The 17,415-nt window shown below is 42.2% G+C and carries 11 protein-coding genes; 6 read left to right on the top strand and 5 right to left on the bottom strand.

Annotated features, from left to right (window positions below; genetic code table 11):
* Window positions 1-111: 111 nt before the first annotated feature.
* A complete protein-coding gene (gene grpE, locus DRF63_RS01970) occupies window positions 112-708 on the bottom strand; it encodes a nucleotide exchange factor GrpE (RefSeq protein ID WP_005596364.1) in 597 nt (198 codons plus the stop codon).
* A 244-nt stretch (window positions 709-952) separates the two neighbouring features.
* Between grpE and DRF63_RS01975 the strand changes: the two genes are divergently transcribed.
* From DRF63_RS01975 to recB, 3 genes are all read left to right on the top strand, one after another.
* Window positions 953-2,035 (top strand): extracellular solute-binding protein, encoded by a 1,083-nt coding sequence (locus DRF63_RS01975; RefSeq protein ID WP_005596365.1) that lies wholly within the window; start codon window positions 953-955, stop codon window positions 2,033-2,035.
* 143 nt (window positions 2,036-2,178) lie between these two features.
* Window positions 2,179-3,570 carry an MATE family efflux transporter gene (locus DRF63_RS01980; RefSeq protein WP_005596366.1) on the top strand — a complete coding sequence of 464 codons (1,392 nt, stop codon included), beginning with the start codon at window positions 2,179-2,181 and terminating at the stop codon, window positions 3,568-3,570.
* A gap of 15 nt (window positions 3,571-3,585) precedes the next feature.
* Window positions 3,586-7,194, top strand: a complete 3,609-nt coding sequence (recB, locus tag DRF63_RS01985) for an exodeoxyribonuclease V subunit beta (RefSeq protein ID WP_005596368.1) — start codon at window positions 3,586-3,588, stop codon at window positions 7,192-7,194.
* Window positions 7,195-7,271: 77 nt separating this feature from the next.
* Here recB and lnt read toward each other — a convergent pair whose 3' ends face one another.
* Window positions 7,272-8,783 carry an apolipoprotein N-acyltransferase gene (lnt, locus tag DRF63_RS01990; RefSeq protein WP_005596370.1) on the bottom strand — a complete coding sequence of 504 codons (1,512 nt, stop codon included), beginning with the start codon at window positions 8,781-8,783 and terminating at the stop codon, window positions 7,272-7,274.
* Window positions 8,784-8,864: 81 nt separating this feature from the next.
* A complete protein-coding gene (gene corC / locus DRF63_RS01995) occupies window positions 8,865-9,758 on the bottom strand; it encodes a CNNM family magnesium/cobalt transport protein CorC (RefSeq protein ID WP_005596371.1) in 894 nt (297 codons plus the stop codon).
* A 169-nt stretch (window positions 9,759-9,927) separates the two neighbouring features.
* Here corC and DRF63_RS02000 point away from each other — a divergent pair, with 169 nt between their 5' ends.
* The 3 genes from DRF63_RS02000 to glpK all read left to right on the top strand — a co-directional run bounded on the left by DRF63_RS02000 (window position 9,928) and on the right by glpK (window position 13,094).
* Entirely contained in the window at window positions 9,928-10,530 is a 603-nt protein-coding gene (locus DRF63_RS02000) for a curli polymerization inhibitor CsgI-related protein (RefSeq protein ID WP_005596372.1), read from the top strand.
* Window positions 10,531-10,765: 235 nt separating this feature from the next.
* Complete coding sequence (locus tag DRF63_RS02005) at window positions 10,766-11,548, top strand: MIP/aquaporin family protein (protein WP_005596374.1); 783 nt, start codon at window positions 10,766-10,768, stop codon at window positions 11,546-11,548.
* Window positions 11,549-11,582: 34 nt separating this feature from the next.
* Window positions 11,583-13,094, top strand: coding sequence for a glycerol kinase GlpK (gene glpK, locus DRF63_RS02010; RefSeq protein WP_005596375.1), 1,512 nt, complete (start codon window positions 11,583-11,585; stop codon window positions 13,092-13,094).
* A 120-nt stretch (window positions 13,095-13,214) separates the two neighbouring features.
* Here the strand turns inward: glpK and lon are convergent, their stop codons facing one another.
* Window positions 13,215-15,623, bottom strand: coding sequence for an endopeptidase La (gene lon, locus DRF63_RS02015; RefSeq protein WP_005596377.1), 2,409 nt, complete (start codon window positions 15,621-15,623; stop codon window positions 13,215-13,217).
* A 145-nt stretch (window positions 15,624-15,768) separates the two neighbouring features.
* A complete protein-coding gene (gene glpT, locus DRF63_RS02020; protein WP_005596379.1) occupies window positions 15,769-17,214 on the bottom strand; it encodes a glycerol-3-phosphate transporter in 1,446 nt (481 codons plus the stop codon).
* Between the last annotated feature and the right edge of the window lie 201 nt (window positions 17,215-17,415).

A 17,415-nucleotide genomic window follows, 5' to 3' on the forward strand; every position in this document is an offset into this window, starting at 1 on the left:
ATAGAGAGGGATTTGCTGATTTTATCGAATTTAGACCGCTATCCCTCTCTCTGCCGGTTCGCTGAACGCTTCACCGGCGGTCTCTCTCCCGCAAGCGGGCGAGAGTAAAATTTAACCGGCAACCATGACCATTGCCGGGCGAAGTACGCGACCTTGTAGGGTGTAACCTTTTTGTAAAACCACGCTGATATGATTTGCTTCGATACCTTCCGCCGGCTGCATTGAAATCGCTTCATGTACTTCCGGATTGAACGCTTCGCCGACGACACCGACCGCTTCCACACCGAATTTAGCCAGAGTCGAGATAAATTCTTTATGGGTCATTTCCACTCCGTCCACCAACGCTTGTGTTTTTTCATCGGTGACTGCCGTATCAAGCGCATTTAAGCCGCGTTCAAGATTATCCACCACGGTTAGTAATTCTTTGGAGAATTTTTCGAGTGCGAATTTATGCGCTTTTTCAACATCTTGTTCGGCACGGCGGCGGATATTTTGGATTTCCGCTTGCGCACGTAATTGAATATCTTTTTCACGGTTGTCCGCTTCCGCAATATAAGTTTCTAACTCATTAATACGTGCATAAGCCGCTGCTAATTCAGCTTCGACAGGTTGTTCTTGTTGTACTTCGGCTGTTTGTTCTAATTGCGCTTCGTTTGCAACTTCAACTTGTTCGGCTTGAGCTTGTGCATTTTCGTTTTGAGCTGTCATTTTAAATCCTCTTCGTTTCAAATATATAAATGAAAAATCATTACTAATATAGCGTTAAATTTGCTGATTTCAAGGTAAAAGCGGTAATGTGAATAAATTATTAAAAATAATTTGCAAAAAATTGCCGTTTTGATTAGAAAATCCTTGCAAAATCTAGGGGGTGGCTTAAAATCGCCCTCGTCTTTTAAGCCCTTAGGCAAGGCTATATTTTTTACTCATCTTTTCTTTAACGGAGAAAACTTAAATGAAAAAATTAGCGGGTTTATTTGCAGCAGGTTTAGCGACAGTTGCATTAACAGCGTGTAATGAAGAAAAGCCAAAAGCGGCTGAAGCAGCGGCTCAACCGGCAGCAGCGGGAACAGTTCACCTTTATACTTGGACTGAATATGTGCCTGAAGGCTTGTTAGATGAATTTACAAAGCAAACCGGTATCAAAGTAGAGGTTTCAAGCCTTGAATCTAACGAAACCATGTATGCGAAATTAAAATTACAAGGTAAAGACGGCGGTTACGATGTTATCGCACCTTCTAACTACTTCGTTTCAAAAATGGCGAAAGAAGGTATGTTAGCGGAATTAGATCACGCAAAACTTCCTGTAATCAAAGAGTTAAACCAAGATTGGTTAAACAAACCTTATGACCAAGGTAACAAATACTCTTTACCGCAATTATTAGGTGCACCGGGTATCGCATTTAACTCAAATGACTATAAGGGCGATGCGTTCACTTCTTGGGGTGATTTATGGAAACCTGAGTTTGCGAATAAAGTACAATTATTAGATGACGCACGTGAAGTATTTAACATTGCGTTATTAAAATTAGGTAAAAACCCTAATACAACCAATCCGGAAGAGATTAAAGCGGCTTACGAAGAGTTAAGAAAATTACGTCCAAACGTACTTTCTTTCACTTCAGACAACCCAGCGAACTCATTTATCGCAGGTGAAGTATCTGTAGGTCAATTATGGAACGGTTCTGTACGTATTGCGAAAAAAGAACAAGCGCCGGTAAACATGGTGTTCCCAAAAGAAGGTCCTGTACTTTGGGTTGATACGTTAGCCATTCCGGCGAATGCGAAAAACAAAGAAAATGCGCATAAGTTAATCAACTACTTATTAAGCGCACCGGTTGCGGAAAAATTAACGTTAGAAATCGGTTATCCGACTTCAAACGTAGAAGCGTTAAAAACATTACCAAAAGAGATTACCGAAGATCCGGCAATCTATCCGACAGCTGATGTGTTAAAAGCGGCACAATGGCAAGACGATGTAGGTAATGCAATCGAACTTTACGAAAAATATTACCAAGAGTTAAAAGCGGCGAAATAATTCGTTAGCCTAACGGATAAAGCCCTCGAGAAGCGATTTTCGAGGGCTTTTCGTTTTTACAAGCGGTCTAATTTTGCAAAATTTTTGCGAAAAACAGCCGCTTGTTGCCGTATAATAACCTCCGTATTTTGAAAGAGGTAATTATGAATCTGCAATGGCAAAGATATCCGGAAAACACACGTAAACTATTTAAACTCACGCTGCCGATTTTTATTTCTCAGCTCTCGGTAGCGGGGATGGGGCTTGCCGATATTGTGATGGCGGGGCTGGTGAGTGACGATGATGTGTCTGCGATTGCGGTGAGTAATTCCATTTATTTCCCTCTCTTTTTATTTGTATTAGGTTTGCTTAATGTGATTACCCCGACCGTTTCTTACTTAAACGGCTCAAATCAACGTCATTTAATTGCCCATCAAATTCGCCAAGGCTTTTGGTTGGTTTTAGTATGTTCCGTTCCGTTGATTATCGTATTTCTAAATAGCCATTGGATTTTAGACTATATGAATACGCCGCAAGCCTTTTCGACTAAATCGCAGCAATATTTGGCGATTATGGCGATTGGGGTAGTGCCGGCATTATTAGGCATTAATTTACGTTGTATGAATGACGGCTTATCCAATCCGAAGCCGGCAATGCGTATTATGTTCTTCGGGTTATTGCTGAATATTCCGCTTAATTATATTTTTATTTTCGGTAAATTCGGTTTACCGGAAATGGGGGCGGTCGGTTGCGGTATGGCGACTGCGATAGTGAACTGGATAATGTTCTTATTACTATTTCATTACAGTTATACAAACAAATCCCAAAAAGATATCGGCTTATTTAACCGTTGGTTTGAAATGCCAAGCGGTCAAACTTTGTTGAAAATTTGCAAATTGGGTTTACCGATCGGCTTTGCAACGTTTACCGAAGTGATGTTGTTCTCCACATCTGCTTTACTGCTTTCACCGCTCGGCTCGCAAGTGGTGGCAAGTCATCAGGCGGCACTGCAAACCAGTTCGTTATTATTTATGATCCCGATGTCTTTCAGTATTGCGACCACGATTGTGGTAGGAAAAACCTTGGGGCAGAAACAAGTTGAACAGGCAAAAATTATTAGCTATCACGCGCTGATTACCGGAGCGCTATTTGCGTTAGCGGCAGCGGTCGTGATTGTTATTTTAGATGAAATTATTCCGCTGGCGTTTACCAGCGATCCGGTGTCGATTGCAATTGCGGCGCATTTATTGTTGTTTGCGGCGGTGTATCAAATTCCGGATTCGTTACAAGCGGTGGCAAACGGTATTCTGCGTGGCTATAAACATACCAAACCGATTTTATATGTCACGATGTTCTGTTACTGGGTGATTGGTATGCCGTTCGGCTATATTTTAGCGAGAACGGATTGGATTGTTGAACCGATGGCGGCATCAGGCTTTTGGTTTATTTTCTGCGTCAGTTTAAGTATCGCTGCCGGTTTGCTAATTTACCAAATGCACAAAATTCAACAGATTCCTGCAGAACAGCTGCTGGCAAAATTAGAACGAATTAAGTAAGAAGTATTGAGAGTCATGAAAACCCTTTCTCCGATTGAATTGCCGTTAAATTGTACCGCATTAATTGAAGCGTCCGCCGGTACCGGTAAAACCTTTACCATGGCAAACTTATATTTGCGTTTGTTGCTGGGTGTCGGTTGTGCGTCTTTAACCGTTGAGCAGATTTTGGTGGTAACCTTTACCAAAGCGGCAACCGAAGAATTACGTGATCGTATTCGTAGAAACATCAAAGCCTGCCGCCGCTTTTTGCAAGAGTATGATGCGGAAAAATCCTATGATGCCAATGATTTCTTCTTCCAATTACACCAGCAGATTGAAAGTGTGGAAGAGGCGATTTTACGCTTACGCATTGCCGAACGAGAGATCGATTTAGCCAGTATTTTTACCATTCACAGTTTTTGTCAAAAGATGCTATTTCAATTTGCGTTTGATTCGGGGATGCGTTTTGATAACGACTTGCAGCCGGATGAAAGTGATTTGTTACGCCGTTTAAGTGAAGAAGTTTGGCGTGAAATGTTCTATCCGATGGGACTGACCGAAACGGCGGCGGTGGCGGAATATCTTGGTACGCCGTACAATGCTTTTGAGGCAATTCGTGCCTTTGTGCCTGCCGAATTGCCGCCATTGTCAGATGAACAACATTGGTTGAACGGCGAGCTTGCTGTTCATTTGGCTGCCTTACAGCATTTTTTAGCGGATGCTAAACGGCATTGGTCGGCACACGGAGAAGAAATCAGTCGCTTAATTGAAAGCGAATTAGCGAAAAAATATAAAACCGGTGAGAAAAAAGCACTTAATCGCCGTTCTTACCAAACTCGTTACTTAGAAAAATGGCGTGCTTCCGTGGACGAATGGGCAGCAAGTTCGCTTTCCTATTTGCCGGAAGAACAGTTTGAACGTTTCTGTCAGGAATTTCTAAACGAAAAAGCGGAAGAGGGCGCAGAACCGTTGGTTCATCCGCATTTTGCAAAAAATCAGCAAATTTTGACCGCTTATCAACAGCAGTTTGCGAATAAACAGAAGCCGTTATTGCTCTATCAATTCTTACTCGCAGTGAGAACAAAGCTCGCAGATTATAAAGCGACGCATAGTGAGAAAAGTTTTAACGATATGCTCACTTTACTCAATCAAGCTTTAAACGCTGAAAGGGGGGCAGAGTTAGCCGCACAAATTCGTGCGCAATTCCCGTTCGCAATGATTGACGAGTTCCAAGATACCGATAAAGAGCAATATGAAATCTTCCATAAGATTTTTATGCAGGAAACGCATATGAATCACGGATTTATTATGATTGGTGACCCGAAACAATCGATCTATAAATTCCGAGGTGCGGATATTTTCACTTATTTGACCGCTTCTCAACAGGCGCAACAAAAACGCACGTTAGCCAAAAACTGGCGCTCGTTGCCACCAATTGTGAGTGCAACTAATCGCTTATTTGAATTTCCGGAAGCTGCTGAAAACAGTCCTTTCTTGTATCAAGGTATTCAGTTTCACTCGGTGGAAGCGAAAGCGAGCGAAGCTGAATTAATCGGCGCCGACTATGTAAATTGTTATCTACAAGCAAAATTTGATGAAAAATTAGCGGCAAAGCAGTGTGCTTACCAAATTCAGCAGCAGCTTAAGCAAATGGAAGCGGGTGAATTTGGCTTAAAATTTACCAATACTACGGAAGAGATTAATGCGTTTCAGGCAAAAGATATTGCAATTTTGGTGCGTAGCCACTCGCAAGCTACATTGATAAAAAGTGCATTAGCTGAACTGGGCATTCGTTCGGTATTTTTGTCGGAAAAAGAAAGCGTCTATCAATCGGAAACCGCTAAAGAATTATTGTGGGTGTTGTATGCCTGTTTAAATCCGTATCATCAACGCCATTTACTCAGTGCGTTAGGCACAACCCTCTGGGGGCTGTCGGCGACGGAGATTCATCAACTGAAAAATAGCGAATTGCAGTGGGATGAACAGGTAGGGCGCTTTATTACATATCAGCAAATTTGGCAACAACAAGGTATTTTACCGATGTTGCATAAGTTATTTATGCAAGAGGGAATTATTGAGCGCTTACGAGCCAACCCGCGCGATAGCGATCGCCGCTTAACGGATTTATTGCATTTAACGGAATTACTACAAAATGCCATGCCGAGCTTAGAAAACGAATCGGCGTTAGTGCGTTGGTATGAACGTCAATTGGCAAAAATAGATAGCACGGAAGAGCATATTTTACGCTTAGAAAGTGAAGAAGAATTGATTAAAATCGTGACCATTCACGGTGCAAAAGGTTTGCAATATCCGATCGTTTGGTTGCCGTTTATCGGTAAAAAAAATCAGGGTGCTAAAGCAAGCAATTTGGCTATCTACCGTGATGAGCAGGGGCAAGCGCATTGGTATTTCGGGAAACCGTCAGAGCAAGTACAAGCACTGATGGATCGGGAAGAATTGGCTGAAGATCTGCGTTTGCTTTATGTAGCGGTTACGCGAGCGGAATCACAGCTTAACTTGATTTTGCCGCAACGATTTGAAGACGGTTGGAATGCGGTGCATTATTTACTGAGCAATGGAGAAATCGGTTTAGATAAAAGCTATAAAGCGGAAATAAGTACCTCGGAATATTTGCAACAAAAAGGGATTGATTGCCAAGCGGTCGAATTAGACGAAAAAATTGCAAATGATAAATGGCGACCGGCTCCGTTTGTATCAGAGACTTTATCAGCTTATCATTTTTCCGGACAGATTCAGCAGACGGGGCTAGTAACCAGTTTCAGTGCATTGCATCAACAACACGAGTGGGCGATGCAACATCATACGGGATATAGTATGCCGAAAGTATTTGAGAATGCCGGACAAGATTATGACCAGCAACAAGTGCTTACACCCGAAACGGATAATCTTTTTGCTTTGGATAATGAAGAAACAAATGCCTATTCGTCTTATCAATTTCCTCATAGCACCAAGGTTGGTAATATTTTACATAGTTTTTTTGAACACAGTGACTTCCAACAAGCGGTCGATTTTGAGCAAATTCTTACCATTTGCGAACAGCTAGGTTTAGATGAAAATTGGCACGAACCATTGCAAAAATGGTTTGAAAAGGTGCTTGCAACGCCGTTTAGTGAGACGGAATTTGCGCTAAAAGATGTTCCGATAACAAAACGTTTGAACGAATGGCAGTTTTATTTACGCTTAAAAAATTCGGACGGATTACGTAAGTTAAACCAGTTGTTAAAGCAATACAGTGCGGTTTCGGCAAAATTACCGGATTTGAATTTACCGCAGTTGGAAGGCTATTTACGCGGTTTTGTCGATTGTATCGTGCAAGTAAACGAGAAATTTTATCTGATTGATTATAAGTCCAATTTCTTAGGCTATTTAGCACAAGACTATAGCCGACAAAATCTGGAAAAAACGATCGGGCAATATCGTTATGATTTGCAATATCTGCTTTATACATTAGCGTTACATCGATATTTACGAGTACGTTTGGGCGAGCAGTATGAGTATGAACGTGATTTTGGCGGCGTGGCATATTTATTCTTACGAGGAATGAACGGCACACAAAATAGCGGTGTATTTTTTGAAAAACCTTGCAAACAGTTAATCGAAGGTATGGATGAACTGTTCGGTTAATAACCTTCACTACATTAAGCTGAAAAATAAAGCACTAAAATAATAAGTTTTAGTGCTTTATTTTTTAAACAAGCGGCCTATTTTTTCCGATTTCTTACAAAGGCAAAAATAAAGCAAAACAGACTTAGCGCATAAATCAGCCGGTTACCTGTTTTGGTAAATAAGGTTTCTCCCTTAGTCGGTTGAATTTGAGCGGTCAATACGTTCGCTTCAAATTGCGGAATCTGCTCAATGACTTCGCCTTTGGCGCCGATAATTGCCGTGATTCCCGTATTTGCCGCACGCAGTAGCGGCTTGCCTAATTCAAGCGCACGCATTCTCGCCATTTGGAAATGTTGCCAAGGGCCGATAGAGGCGCCGAACCACGCATCATTGGTAATAGTTAATAAATAATCCGATTGTTGTGCCTGTTGGTTTTGTTGCATTTGATTGCCGAAAATCACTTCATAGCAAATCGCCATATTAAACTTACGATTTTTGGCAAAAAGTGCCGGTTGCACGAATTCGCCTTGCGATAAGTTAATCGGTAGAATAAATACATCACGCATCCAATCCAATACCGAGCCGAAAGGCACATATTCGCCGAACGGCACTAAATGGTGTTTGTTATAACGCTCGGTATTGTGTAAGTCATAGGGTTGTAATGGATTTCCCAACACTACCGCACTATTAAATAATTGCTCGCTTTCGTTTTGGTAAAGCGTACCGATAATTACCTCACTGCCTTTGTCCGCAGCAACTTGTTGAAGTTGGCTAAGTAGCGGATAAATTTGCGTTTCTAACGCCGGAACAGCGGATTCGGGCAATACAATTACATCACTTTTACCTAATAGCGGGCTAATTAAACGTTGATAAGTTTGCAGCGTATAATCGAAATGCGCCGGATCCCATTTCATTTTTTGCTCAATATTGCCTTGTACAAGGCTTACGGTAAGCGGTTGTTTTTGCTCGTCAATTTGCACAAACGGAATGAACTTGGCGGCAAATGCTAATCCGCACAGTACCGCTAATGTGGCAAGCGAAGCGGTCGTTTTTGCGGATTTTTTTATCAATAACGCCAGATAACCGCTCACCGTCATCACAAAGAATGTTAAGCCCTCAACACCTAACAGCGGGGCAATGCCGGCAAACGGACTGTCAATTTGCGTATAACCGAATTGCAGCCAAGGAAAACCGGTAAATACTACTCCCCGCAGATATTCGGTAAAGGTAAAAATCGCCGCAAGTGCAAAGGGATTTTGGATTCGGAACTTATGTGCAATATAGCTGAACAGCAAATTATAAAGCGCGAGATAGCAAGCCAATAAAAATACTGCAATATAGCTCACTACCAGCGGAACACCGCCGAATTGAGTCATACTGACGTGTACCCAATTTACCCCGATACAAAAACAGCCGAGCGACCAAGCAAAAGTTGCCCAGAGTGCGGTTTTCCGCTGCGGAAGCGTTGCCGCCCAAATTAAACCGGCGGCGGAAAGATAGACGATTCCCCAAAGATCAAAAGGGGAATAAGCAAGCGTACCGAAACCTCCGAGGGCAAAGGCAAGTAAACAAGCGGTTAAAATTGACGGATTTTTTACAAAGTTCATTTTAAAGAGATAGATTAACTAATATTAAGCGAAATAACACAAACAAAAGGTGAGGATAAAACCTCACCTATATATTATTCATTATTCTTCGTTGCTGACCAGCTGTTCCATTTTTTCCAGCTGCTCGTCCGATACGGTGACACGTAATTGAATTAGACGGCGACTGTCGGCGGAAGTTACTTTAAAATCGATACCTTCCAATTGAATTTGTTCGCCTCGTTTCGGTAAATGTCCGAACGCTTGCATCACTAAACCACCGACCGTATCCACTTCTTCATCGGTAAAATCGGTGGCAAAAGTTTCGTTAAATTTCTCAATATCCGTCAGTGCCGATACCGCATAAGTATGGCGAGAAAGCTGGCGAATCGGCTCGATTTCTTCTTCGTCGAATTCGTCTTCAATATCGCCGACGATTTGCTCGAGAATATCTTCAATCGTGACTAAGCCGGATACCGCACCGAATTCGTCCACTACCAGCGCCATATGAAAGCGTTCGGAGCGGAATTCTTTCAACATTCTATCGACCCGTTTACTTTCCGGCACAATCACTGCAGGGCGTAGAATGGTTGGCATTTCAAACTCTTCGGAATCGGTTCTGAGGAATTTTAAGAGATCTTTGGCATGTAAAATACCTAATACGGTATCTTTGCCGTCGTCTAAAATGACCGGAAAGCGAGAGTGAGCGGATTCAATGATTAAATCAACACAAGCGGTAAGATCAAGATTGGCGTCAATATAAACGATTTGCGGACGAGGTATCATAATATCCCGCACACGCAGTTCGGAAATCTCCATTACGCCTTCGATCATATCTTTGGTATCACTATCGATCAGTTCGTTATCCAGAGAATCTCGAATTACTTCAACCAAGTCTTCTCTATTTTTCGGTTCGGATTGAAATAAGCCGCTGAAAATCGATTGTAAAAACGATTTTTTATCCTGTTGCGTATTGACGCTCTGTTGTTCATCACTCATTGTATCTACTCTTAAAAATAATATTTACCCGATTTTTATCTGTTGATTGGATATAAGAGAAAATTATCACAAATTCATCGCTTTGATAATAAATTTATTTCTATTTTTGAGAAATTAGCATAGCATAAGCTATAGATATTCATATTGATTTAAGTTAAGGAGCTTCTTTATGAAATTAACCAAAATGGCGGTTACGGTTGCAACATTAGCGGTCAGTGCGTTTTCGGTTGCAGGCACTTTAACCGCATCGGATAGCGTAGAATTATTGGCTTTTGACGGACAGAAAGTGGCGAGAGGTACGGCGGGATTATCGATTGACGGCAACGTGCACCAAGTCGTAGTCAGTGTAAGCGATATTGTGGACGGAAGCTATTTCTCCATTGATCCGATTATTCTTACTTTTAACGGTACCGATGAAGACGCCAAAATTGTGACTCCGAAATTTACGTCTAATTTTACGGTAGATAAGTTTAAGAAAGAATTAAACTTTAAAATCGAAACCGCATCGGGCAAAGAAATCGCATATAAGCGCGATTTCTTAAAAGGAGAAGGTTTCGCACCGAATTCTCGAGTTGAAGATAATCTCTCCAAATATAACGCAAGTAAAGCGGTCGCTTCCGTTCCGGCTTTTGCAAATGCGGCGTTGGAAGCTAAAGGACAAATGGTGATTGAAACCAATAATGTTAAAGAAGAGCAGTTGCAAGTTTTATTTAAAAAGGCGGATAAAGAAACGCAAAAACGTTTCTTGGAATGGGCTAAAAAACAACAGTAACGTTTCCCCTTTTTACGGATTAAACCTCAACTTCGGTTGAGGTTTTTTTGTCTGTTTTCGTCCGTAAAATTTGAAATGCGTCACATTTTTAACCGAAGAAATGTGCGTAATATCACAAATTTGCATTTTTCCGTTTGCGAAAAATGTTCGTTTTTATATAGTTCGCATCGAAAACGTTTGCGTTTTTCAACATTCAATAGCGTAATTTACTTTTCGTTATCCGTAGGAGGACTATATGGAAAGATCGTTAAAAGGTGCTTGTATCGCAGAATTTATCGGTACGGGTTTAATTATTTTCTTTGGGGTAGGCTGTGTTGCCGCCGCACAATTAGCCGGTGCGACATTCGGTTTATGGGAAATCTCCATTATGTGGGGCGTGGGGGTTGCTTTGGCGGTATATACCACCGCAGGCGTATCCGGTGCGCATTTAAATCCGGCGGTAACCGTCGCACTTTGGAAGTTTGCGTGTTTTGACGGAAAAAAAGTACTGCCTTATATCATTTCCCAATTTTTAGGTGCTTTTGCCGCAGCGGCGTTAGTTTATTTCCTTTATAAAGATCTCTTTGCCGCAACCGAAGCCGCTAAAAATATTGTACGCGGCGAAGGCGTCGGACTTGCCGGTGTTTTCTCTACCTATCCTCATCAACATATCAGCGTATTACAAGCCTTTTGTGTCGAAGCGGTCATTACCATGGCGTTAGTCGCATTAATTTTAGCTTTAACCGATGACGGTAACGGCGTACCGAGAGGTCCGATGGCTCCGTTATTAATCGGTTTATTGATCGCTGCGATCGGCGGTGCTTTCGGTCCTTTAACCGGCTTTGCAATGAATCCGGCGCGTGACTTCGGTCCGAAAGCCTTTGCATTCTTAGCCGGTTGGGGTGAAGTTGCCTTTACCGGTGCGCGCGATATTCCGTATTTCCTCGTTCCTTTGATTGCGCCGATTGTCGGCGGACTTGTCGGTGCTTGGGGCTATCGTCGTTTTATCGGTAAAAACTTACCATGTAATTGTAAATAATTGCGTCATTCATTTAATAGAGAAGGTGATTACTATGACTAAAGAATACATTATTGCGTTAGACCAAGGTACGACAAGCTCTCGTGCGGTGTTACTCGACAAAAACGCCAATATCGTAGAGGTTTCTCAACGTGAATTTACCCAAATTTATCCGCAAGTCGGTTGGGTGGAACATAACCCGATGGAAATTTGGGCGACGCAAAGTTCGACATTAAATGAAGTGGTGGCAAAAGCGGGCATTACTTCCGATAAAATTGCGGCAATCGGTATTACCAACCAACGTGAAACCACGATTGTTTGGGAAAAAGAAACCGGTAAACCGGTTTACAATGCGATTGTATGGCAATGCCGTCGTACGGCGGATATTTGTGCGAAACTAAAAGAAGACGGGCATGAAGCTTATATTCGTAAAACGACCGGTTTAGTGGTGGACCCGTATTTCTCCGGTACGAAAGTAAAATGGATTTTAGATAATGTTGAAGGCGCAAGAGAAAAAGCCGAGCGCGGCGAGCTGTTATTCGGTACGGTAGATACTTGGTTGGTTTGGAAATTAACCCAAGGTCGCGTGCACGTTACCGATTACACAAACGCTTCCCGTACTATGATGTTCAATATTCATACCAAACAATGGGACGATAAAATGTTGGAATTATTAAATATTCCGCGTTCTATGTTACCGGAAGTAAGAAATTCATCGGAAGTTTACGGCGAAACCAATATCGGCGGTAAAGGCGGCGTACGTATTCCGGTAGCCGGTATGGCGGGCGACCAACAAGCGGCGCTTTACGGTCATTTATGCGTAGAAGCCGGTCAGGCGAAAAATACTTACGGTACCGGTTGCTTTATGTTGATGAATACCGGTAATGAAGCGGTCGAATCGAAAAACGGTTTGCTGACTACCATCGCATGTAACGCAAAAGGCGAACCGTGCTATGCGTTGGAAGGTTCGATTTTTATGGGCGGTGCTTCGATTCAGTGGTTACGTGACGAACTTAAAATCGTACATGACAGTAAAGACTCCGAATATTTTGCAACAAAAGAAGACAGCACAAACGGTGTGTATGTCGTACCGGCGTTTACCGGCTTAGGCGCGCCGTATTGGGATCCGTATGCTCGAGGTGCGATTTTAGGACTTTCTCGCGGTGCAAACCGTAACCATATCGTACGTGCGACATTAGAGTCTATCGCATATCAAACCCGTGACGTATTGGATGCGATGCAATCGGATAGCGGTAAACATCTTGCGACTTTACGTGTGGACGGCGGTGCGGTTGCCAATAACTTCTTAATGCAATTTCAAGCGGATATTCTCAATGCTAACGTAGAACGTCCGGTCGTGCGTGAAGTTACCGCTTTAGGTGCGGCATATCTTGCCGGTCTTGCTGTAGGATTCTGGAAAGATTTGCAAGAATTACGCGGTAAAGCGTCGATTGAGCGTACCTTTGTTCCGGATGGCGACGAAGCAAAACGTACCAGACGTTATAAAGGTTGGAAAAAAGCGGTTAAACGTGCGTTAGAATGGGCAAAAGAAGACGCAGAGGAATAATTTAATTATTCTGTAAGCGGTCTGATTTCTGGTAAATTTTGCAGAAAATACGACCGCTTATTATAGAAAAACAAAGGGCTTCAAATAATTTGAAGCCCTTTTTACGTTATATTATTACGATTATTGAATTGCCGCTTTTGAGCGAGTTTTTTTCACTTTAATCGTTTGTGATTTAGGAGAGATCACCTCAATCCCCATCGGCGGATTTTCTAGTGCAATCGCTAACACTTCGTCAATCGTTTCCACCGAATGAATAGCCAATGCCGCTTTGGCATTTTCAGGAATCTCTTCCAGATCTTTTTCGTTGTCTTTCGGAATAATCACAGTAGTAATGCCGCCACGGTGTGCCGCCAATAATTTCTCTTTTAAGCCGCCGATCGGTAATACTTTACCACGTAAGCTAATTTCACCGGTCATCGCCACTTCTTTGCGAACAGGATTGCCGGTTAAACTTGAAATTAATGCGGTACACATTGCAATACCTGCACTCGGGCCGTCTTTCGGCGTTGCGCCGTCCGGCACGTGTACGTGAATATCACGTTTTTCATAGAAGTCATCCGCAATGCCTAATTGTGCGGATCTTGCACGTACCACCATCATTGCCGCTTGAATCGATTCTTTCATCACATCGCCTAATGAACCGGTAAATGAGAATTTACCTTTACCGCCGACCGAAGTGGTTTCGATGGTGAGTAAATCGCCGCCGACTTCCGTCCAAGCTAAGCCGGTTACTTCACCGACACGGTTTTGGCTGTCCATTTTACCGTAATCAAAACGTTTTACACCCAAGTAATCGGCGATATTGTCTTCGGTTACTGTAATTGATTTGACTTTTTTGTCCAACACCAGAGTTTTCACCGCTTTACGACAGATCTTAGCAATTTCACGTTCAAGACTACGCACACCAGCTTCACGAGTGTAGTAACGAATAATGCTTAAAATAGCACTATCTTCGATAGTTAATTCACCCGCTTTTAAGCCGTTATTTTCTTGCTGTTTGGCAATTAAGTGGTCACGGGCAATGTGCATTTTCTCATCTTCGGTATAACCGGAAAGACGAATCACTTCCATACGGTCGAGTAATGCCGGCGGAATATTCATTGAGTTTGACGTTGCTACGAACATTACGTCGGAAAGATCGTAATCGACTTCTAAATAATGGTCGTTAAACGCTTTGTTTTGCTCCGGATCTAATACTTCAAGTAATGCCGAAGCCGGGTCACCGCGCATATCTTGCGCCATTTTGTCGATTTCATCGAGCAAGAACAACGGATTTTTCACGCCGACTTTTGCCATTTTCATCATTAATGAACCCGGCATAGAACCGATATAAGTACGGCGATGACCGCGGATTTCCGCTTCGTCACGCACACCGCCTAACGCCATACGAACATATTTACGACCGGTTGCATTAGCGATAGATTGCCCAAGAGAGGTTTTACCCACACCCGGAGGACCGACTAAGCAAAGAATCGGGCCTTTAAGTTTGTTTAAACGGCTTTGTACCGCAAGGTATTCGACAATGCGCTCTTTAACACGCTCCAAACCATAGTGATCTTTGTCTAAAATTTCTTGCGCTTTCGCCAAGTCTTTTTTCACAGTTGATTTTTTGTTCCACGGCATTTTTAAGACCCAATCGATATAGCCGCGTACGACGGTCGCTTCGGAAGAACTTTGCGGCATCGCTTTTAACTTTTTAAACTCGCTATCTAGTTTTTCTTTTACTTCGAGCGGTAGCTTCGCTTCTTCGATCTGTTCTTTTAATTTATCCAGTTCGGTTTGTTCGGCATCTTCACCGTTACCAAGCTCTTTTTGAATCGCTTTAATTTGCTCGTTTAAATAATAATCGCGTTGGTTTTTTTCCATTTGCTGTTTCACACGATTACGAATACGCGTTTCGGTTTCTAGCGAATCCAACTCGGTTGCCATCGCAACTAATAATGCTTCAAAACGAGCAATTAAGTTAGTTTCTTCTAATAATGCTTGTTTTTTCTGTACGGATGCAATTAAGTTTGAAGCCATTGTGTCTGCAAGGCGGTCTTCCAATGAAATTTTTTGTAACTTAGGTAGAATTTCCGCCGGAATTTTCTTGTTATTTTTTACATAACCTTCAAATTCATTTAATGCAGCTCTTGCAATTGTTTTTAATTCGTCGTTTTCATCTTCGTATTCAGAAATTAAAGGTTGTACGCCCGCCCAGAAGCCGTTTTCATCATCATGGATATGCTCGATTTTAGCGCGTTGCTGACCTTCAACCAGTACTTTGACCGTACCGTCCGGTAGATTCAACATTTGAATAATATTAGCGATCACGCCAACTGAATACACATCTTCTGTTGTCGGTTCTTCTTTATTAGGATCTTGTTGTGTAACAAGAAATAATTGTTTATTTGAATCCATCGCCGCACGTAAAGCCTGAATGGATTTTTCACGACCTACGAATAACGGCATAACCATATAAGGAAAGACCACTACATCACGTAATGGAAGAAGTGGCAATTCAATTGCTTTCTTTTTTCTTGGTGCCATATATATCTCTCTTATTTTTCTATCAATGATTAGCCCATTATGGGGCTGATTTTTGGAAAAACAAGCGAAAATTTGATTAAAATTAAAAAGAGAGGAAATACCGGATAGTATTTCCTCTCTTAAGTTTTAACGATGTACGGTAGGATTATTTACCGTAGTGATCACCTAATTTCGCTTTATGTTTACCTTCTTCAATCATCACGATAAACATTAAGAGTACGGCTAATACGCCGCCGGCAATCATTACGTAGAAACCGCCGTCCCAGCCGTAATATTCAGCCGCCCAACCTACAACGGCCGATGCCGAAACAGTACCGCCTAAGTAACCGAATAAACCGGTAAAGCCCGCTGAAGTACCCGCCGCTTTTTTCGGTGCAAGTTCAAGTGCGTGTAAACCGATTAACATTACCGGACCATAGATTAAGAAACCGATAGTTGTCATTAAGATGAAGTCCATTAATTGATATGGGTTTTCATACCACGCTTTACCTGCATATTGCGCTAATTCCGCTTCAGGCGTTGCCGGGTTTTTCCATAATGCGAACACGGCGATAGTCGTTAAGATCATGAAGATAAAGCCGGTTAAACCGCGTTTACCTTTGAATAATTTATCCGATACCCAACCGCATAATAATGTACCCGGAATCGCAGCTAATTCATAAATGGTATAAGCCCATGCAGTTCCTTTAATGTTAAAGTGTTTTACTTCACCAAGATAAACCGGAGACCATTTTAATACGCCGTAACGGATTAAATACACGAATACGTTAGCGATTGCGATGTACCATAATAATTTGTTTTTAAGTACGTAAGTCACAAAGATTTCTTTGGTACTTAAGTCTTTTTCCGCCGTTTCTTCATTATAATCATCCGGATAGTCGTTACGCCATTTTTCTACCGGCGGTAAACCGCAAGATTGCGGTGTATCTTTCATCACGAAATAAACCGGAATCGCAGCGATCATTGCGGCAATACCCGGATAGTAAAGGGCTTGTTGCCATACGTCTTTCGCTGTAGCGTGTTCGCCGGTGTTGCTGAAGTAAATCGCACTGGCTAATAATACCATCGCACCCGGTACCATACCGCCCACGTTATGCGCACAGTTCCAAATAGAAACGATAGTACCGCGTTCGGATTTAGACCACCAGTGAACCATGGTACGACCGCACGGTGGCCAACCCATACCTTGGAACCAACCGTTTAAGAAAATCATGATGAACATCACTGCAATACCTGAAGTCGCCCACGGCATTAAGCCCATCATCGTCATACAAAGACCGGAAAGTAATAAACCGAACGGTAAAAATACTTTCGGATTCGAGCGGTCTGACATACCCGCCATTACGAATTTAGATAAACCGTAAGCCAAACCCGCACCGGTACCGATAATACCGAGTTCCGCTTTATTATATAAACCCGCTTCGATTAAACCTTTTTGCGCAAGGTCGAAGTTCGCACGCACAAAGTAATAGGCGGCATAGCCGAAAAAGATACCTGCAAAAACTTGCCAACGTAAGAATTTGTATCTGGCATCTATTTTATCTGCCGGTAATTCCGCAATATGCGGAGCCGGTTTGAATGGACCAAACATAGAAACACTCCAAATTTTATATTTATTGATAAAAAGTTCGATTACGAACAATCGAGTATATTCTATATAAAAAAGAGTAATACTCCATAAAAATTATTCAAATTTGTGAATCTACTCACATTTTTATGAGGGTATTTCAACATATTCAATCAAAACATGGTCGATTCACAAATTTATTCTTCATTTTCGCTCAAAATTGAG

It is taken from the genome of Actinobacillus pleuropneumoniae (genome assembly GCF_003290385.1).
In the GTDB taxonomy this organism is placed as follows: Bacteria; Pseudomonadota; Gammaproteobacteria; order Enterobacterales; family Pasteurellaceae; genus Actinobacillus; species Actinobacillus lignieresii.

Bases quoted from the DNA above. Each gene is read 5' to 3' on its own strand.
- grpE (WP_005596364.1), bottom strand. From the start codon at position 708: ATGACAGCTCAAAACGAAAATGCACAAGCTCAAGCCGAACAAGTTGAA.
- DRF63_RS01975 (WP_005596365.1), top strand. From the start codon at position 953: ATGAAAAAATTAGCGGGTTTATTTGCAGCAGGTTTAGCGACAGTTGCA.
- lon (WP_005596377.1), bottom strand. From the start codon at position 15,623: ATGGCACCAAGAAAAAAGAAAGCAATTGAATTGCCACTTCTTCCATTA.
- glpK (WP_005596375.1), top strand. From the start codon at position 11,583: ATGACTAAAGAATACATTATTGCGTTAGACCAAGGTACGACAAGCTCT.
- corC (WP_005596371.1), bottom strand. From the start codon at position 9,758: ATGAGTGATGAACAACAGAGCGTCAATACGCAACAGGATAAAAAATCG.
- recB (WP_005596368.1), top strand. From the start codon at position 3,586: ATGAAAACCCTTTCTCCGATTGAATTGCCGTTAAATTGTACCGCATTA.
- DRF63_RS02000 (WP_005596372.1), top strand. From the start codon at position 9,928: ATGAAATTAACCAAAATGGCGGTTACGGTTGCAACATTAGCGGTCAGT.
- glpT (WP_005596379.1), bottom strand. From the start codon at position 17,214: ATGTTTGGTCCATTCAAACCGGCTCCGCATATTGCGGAATTACCGGCA.
- DRF63_RS01980 (WP_005596366.1), top strand. From the start codon at position 2,179: ATGAATCTGCAATGGCAAAGATATCCGGAAAACACACGTAAACTATTT.
- lnt (WP_005596370.1), bottom strand. From the start codon at position 8,783: ATGAACTTTGTAAAAAATCCGTCAATTTTAACCGCTTGTTTACTTGCC.
- DRF63_RS02005 (WP_005596374.1), top strand. From the start codon at position 10,766: ATGGAAAGATCGTTAAAAGGTGCTTGTATCGCAGAATTTATCGGTACG.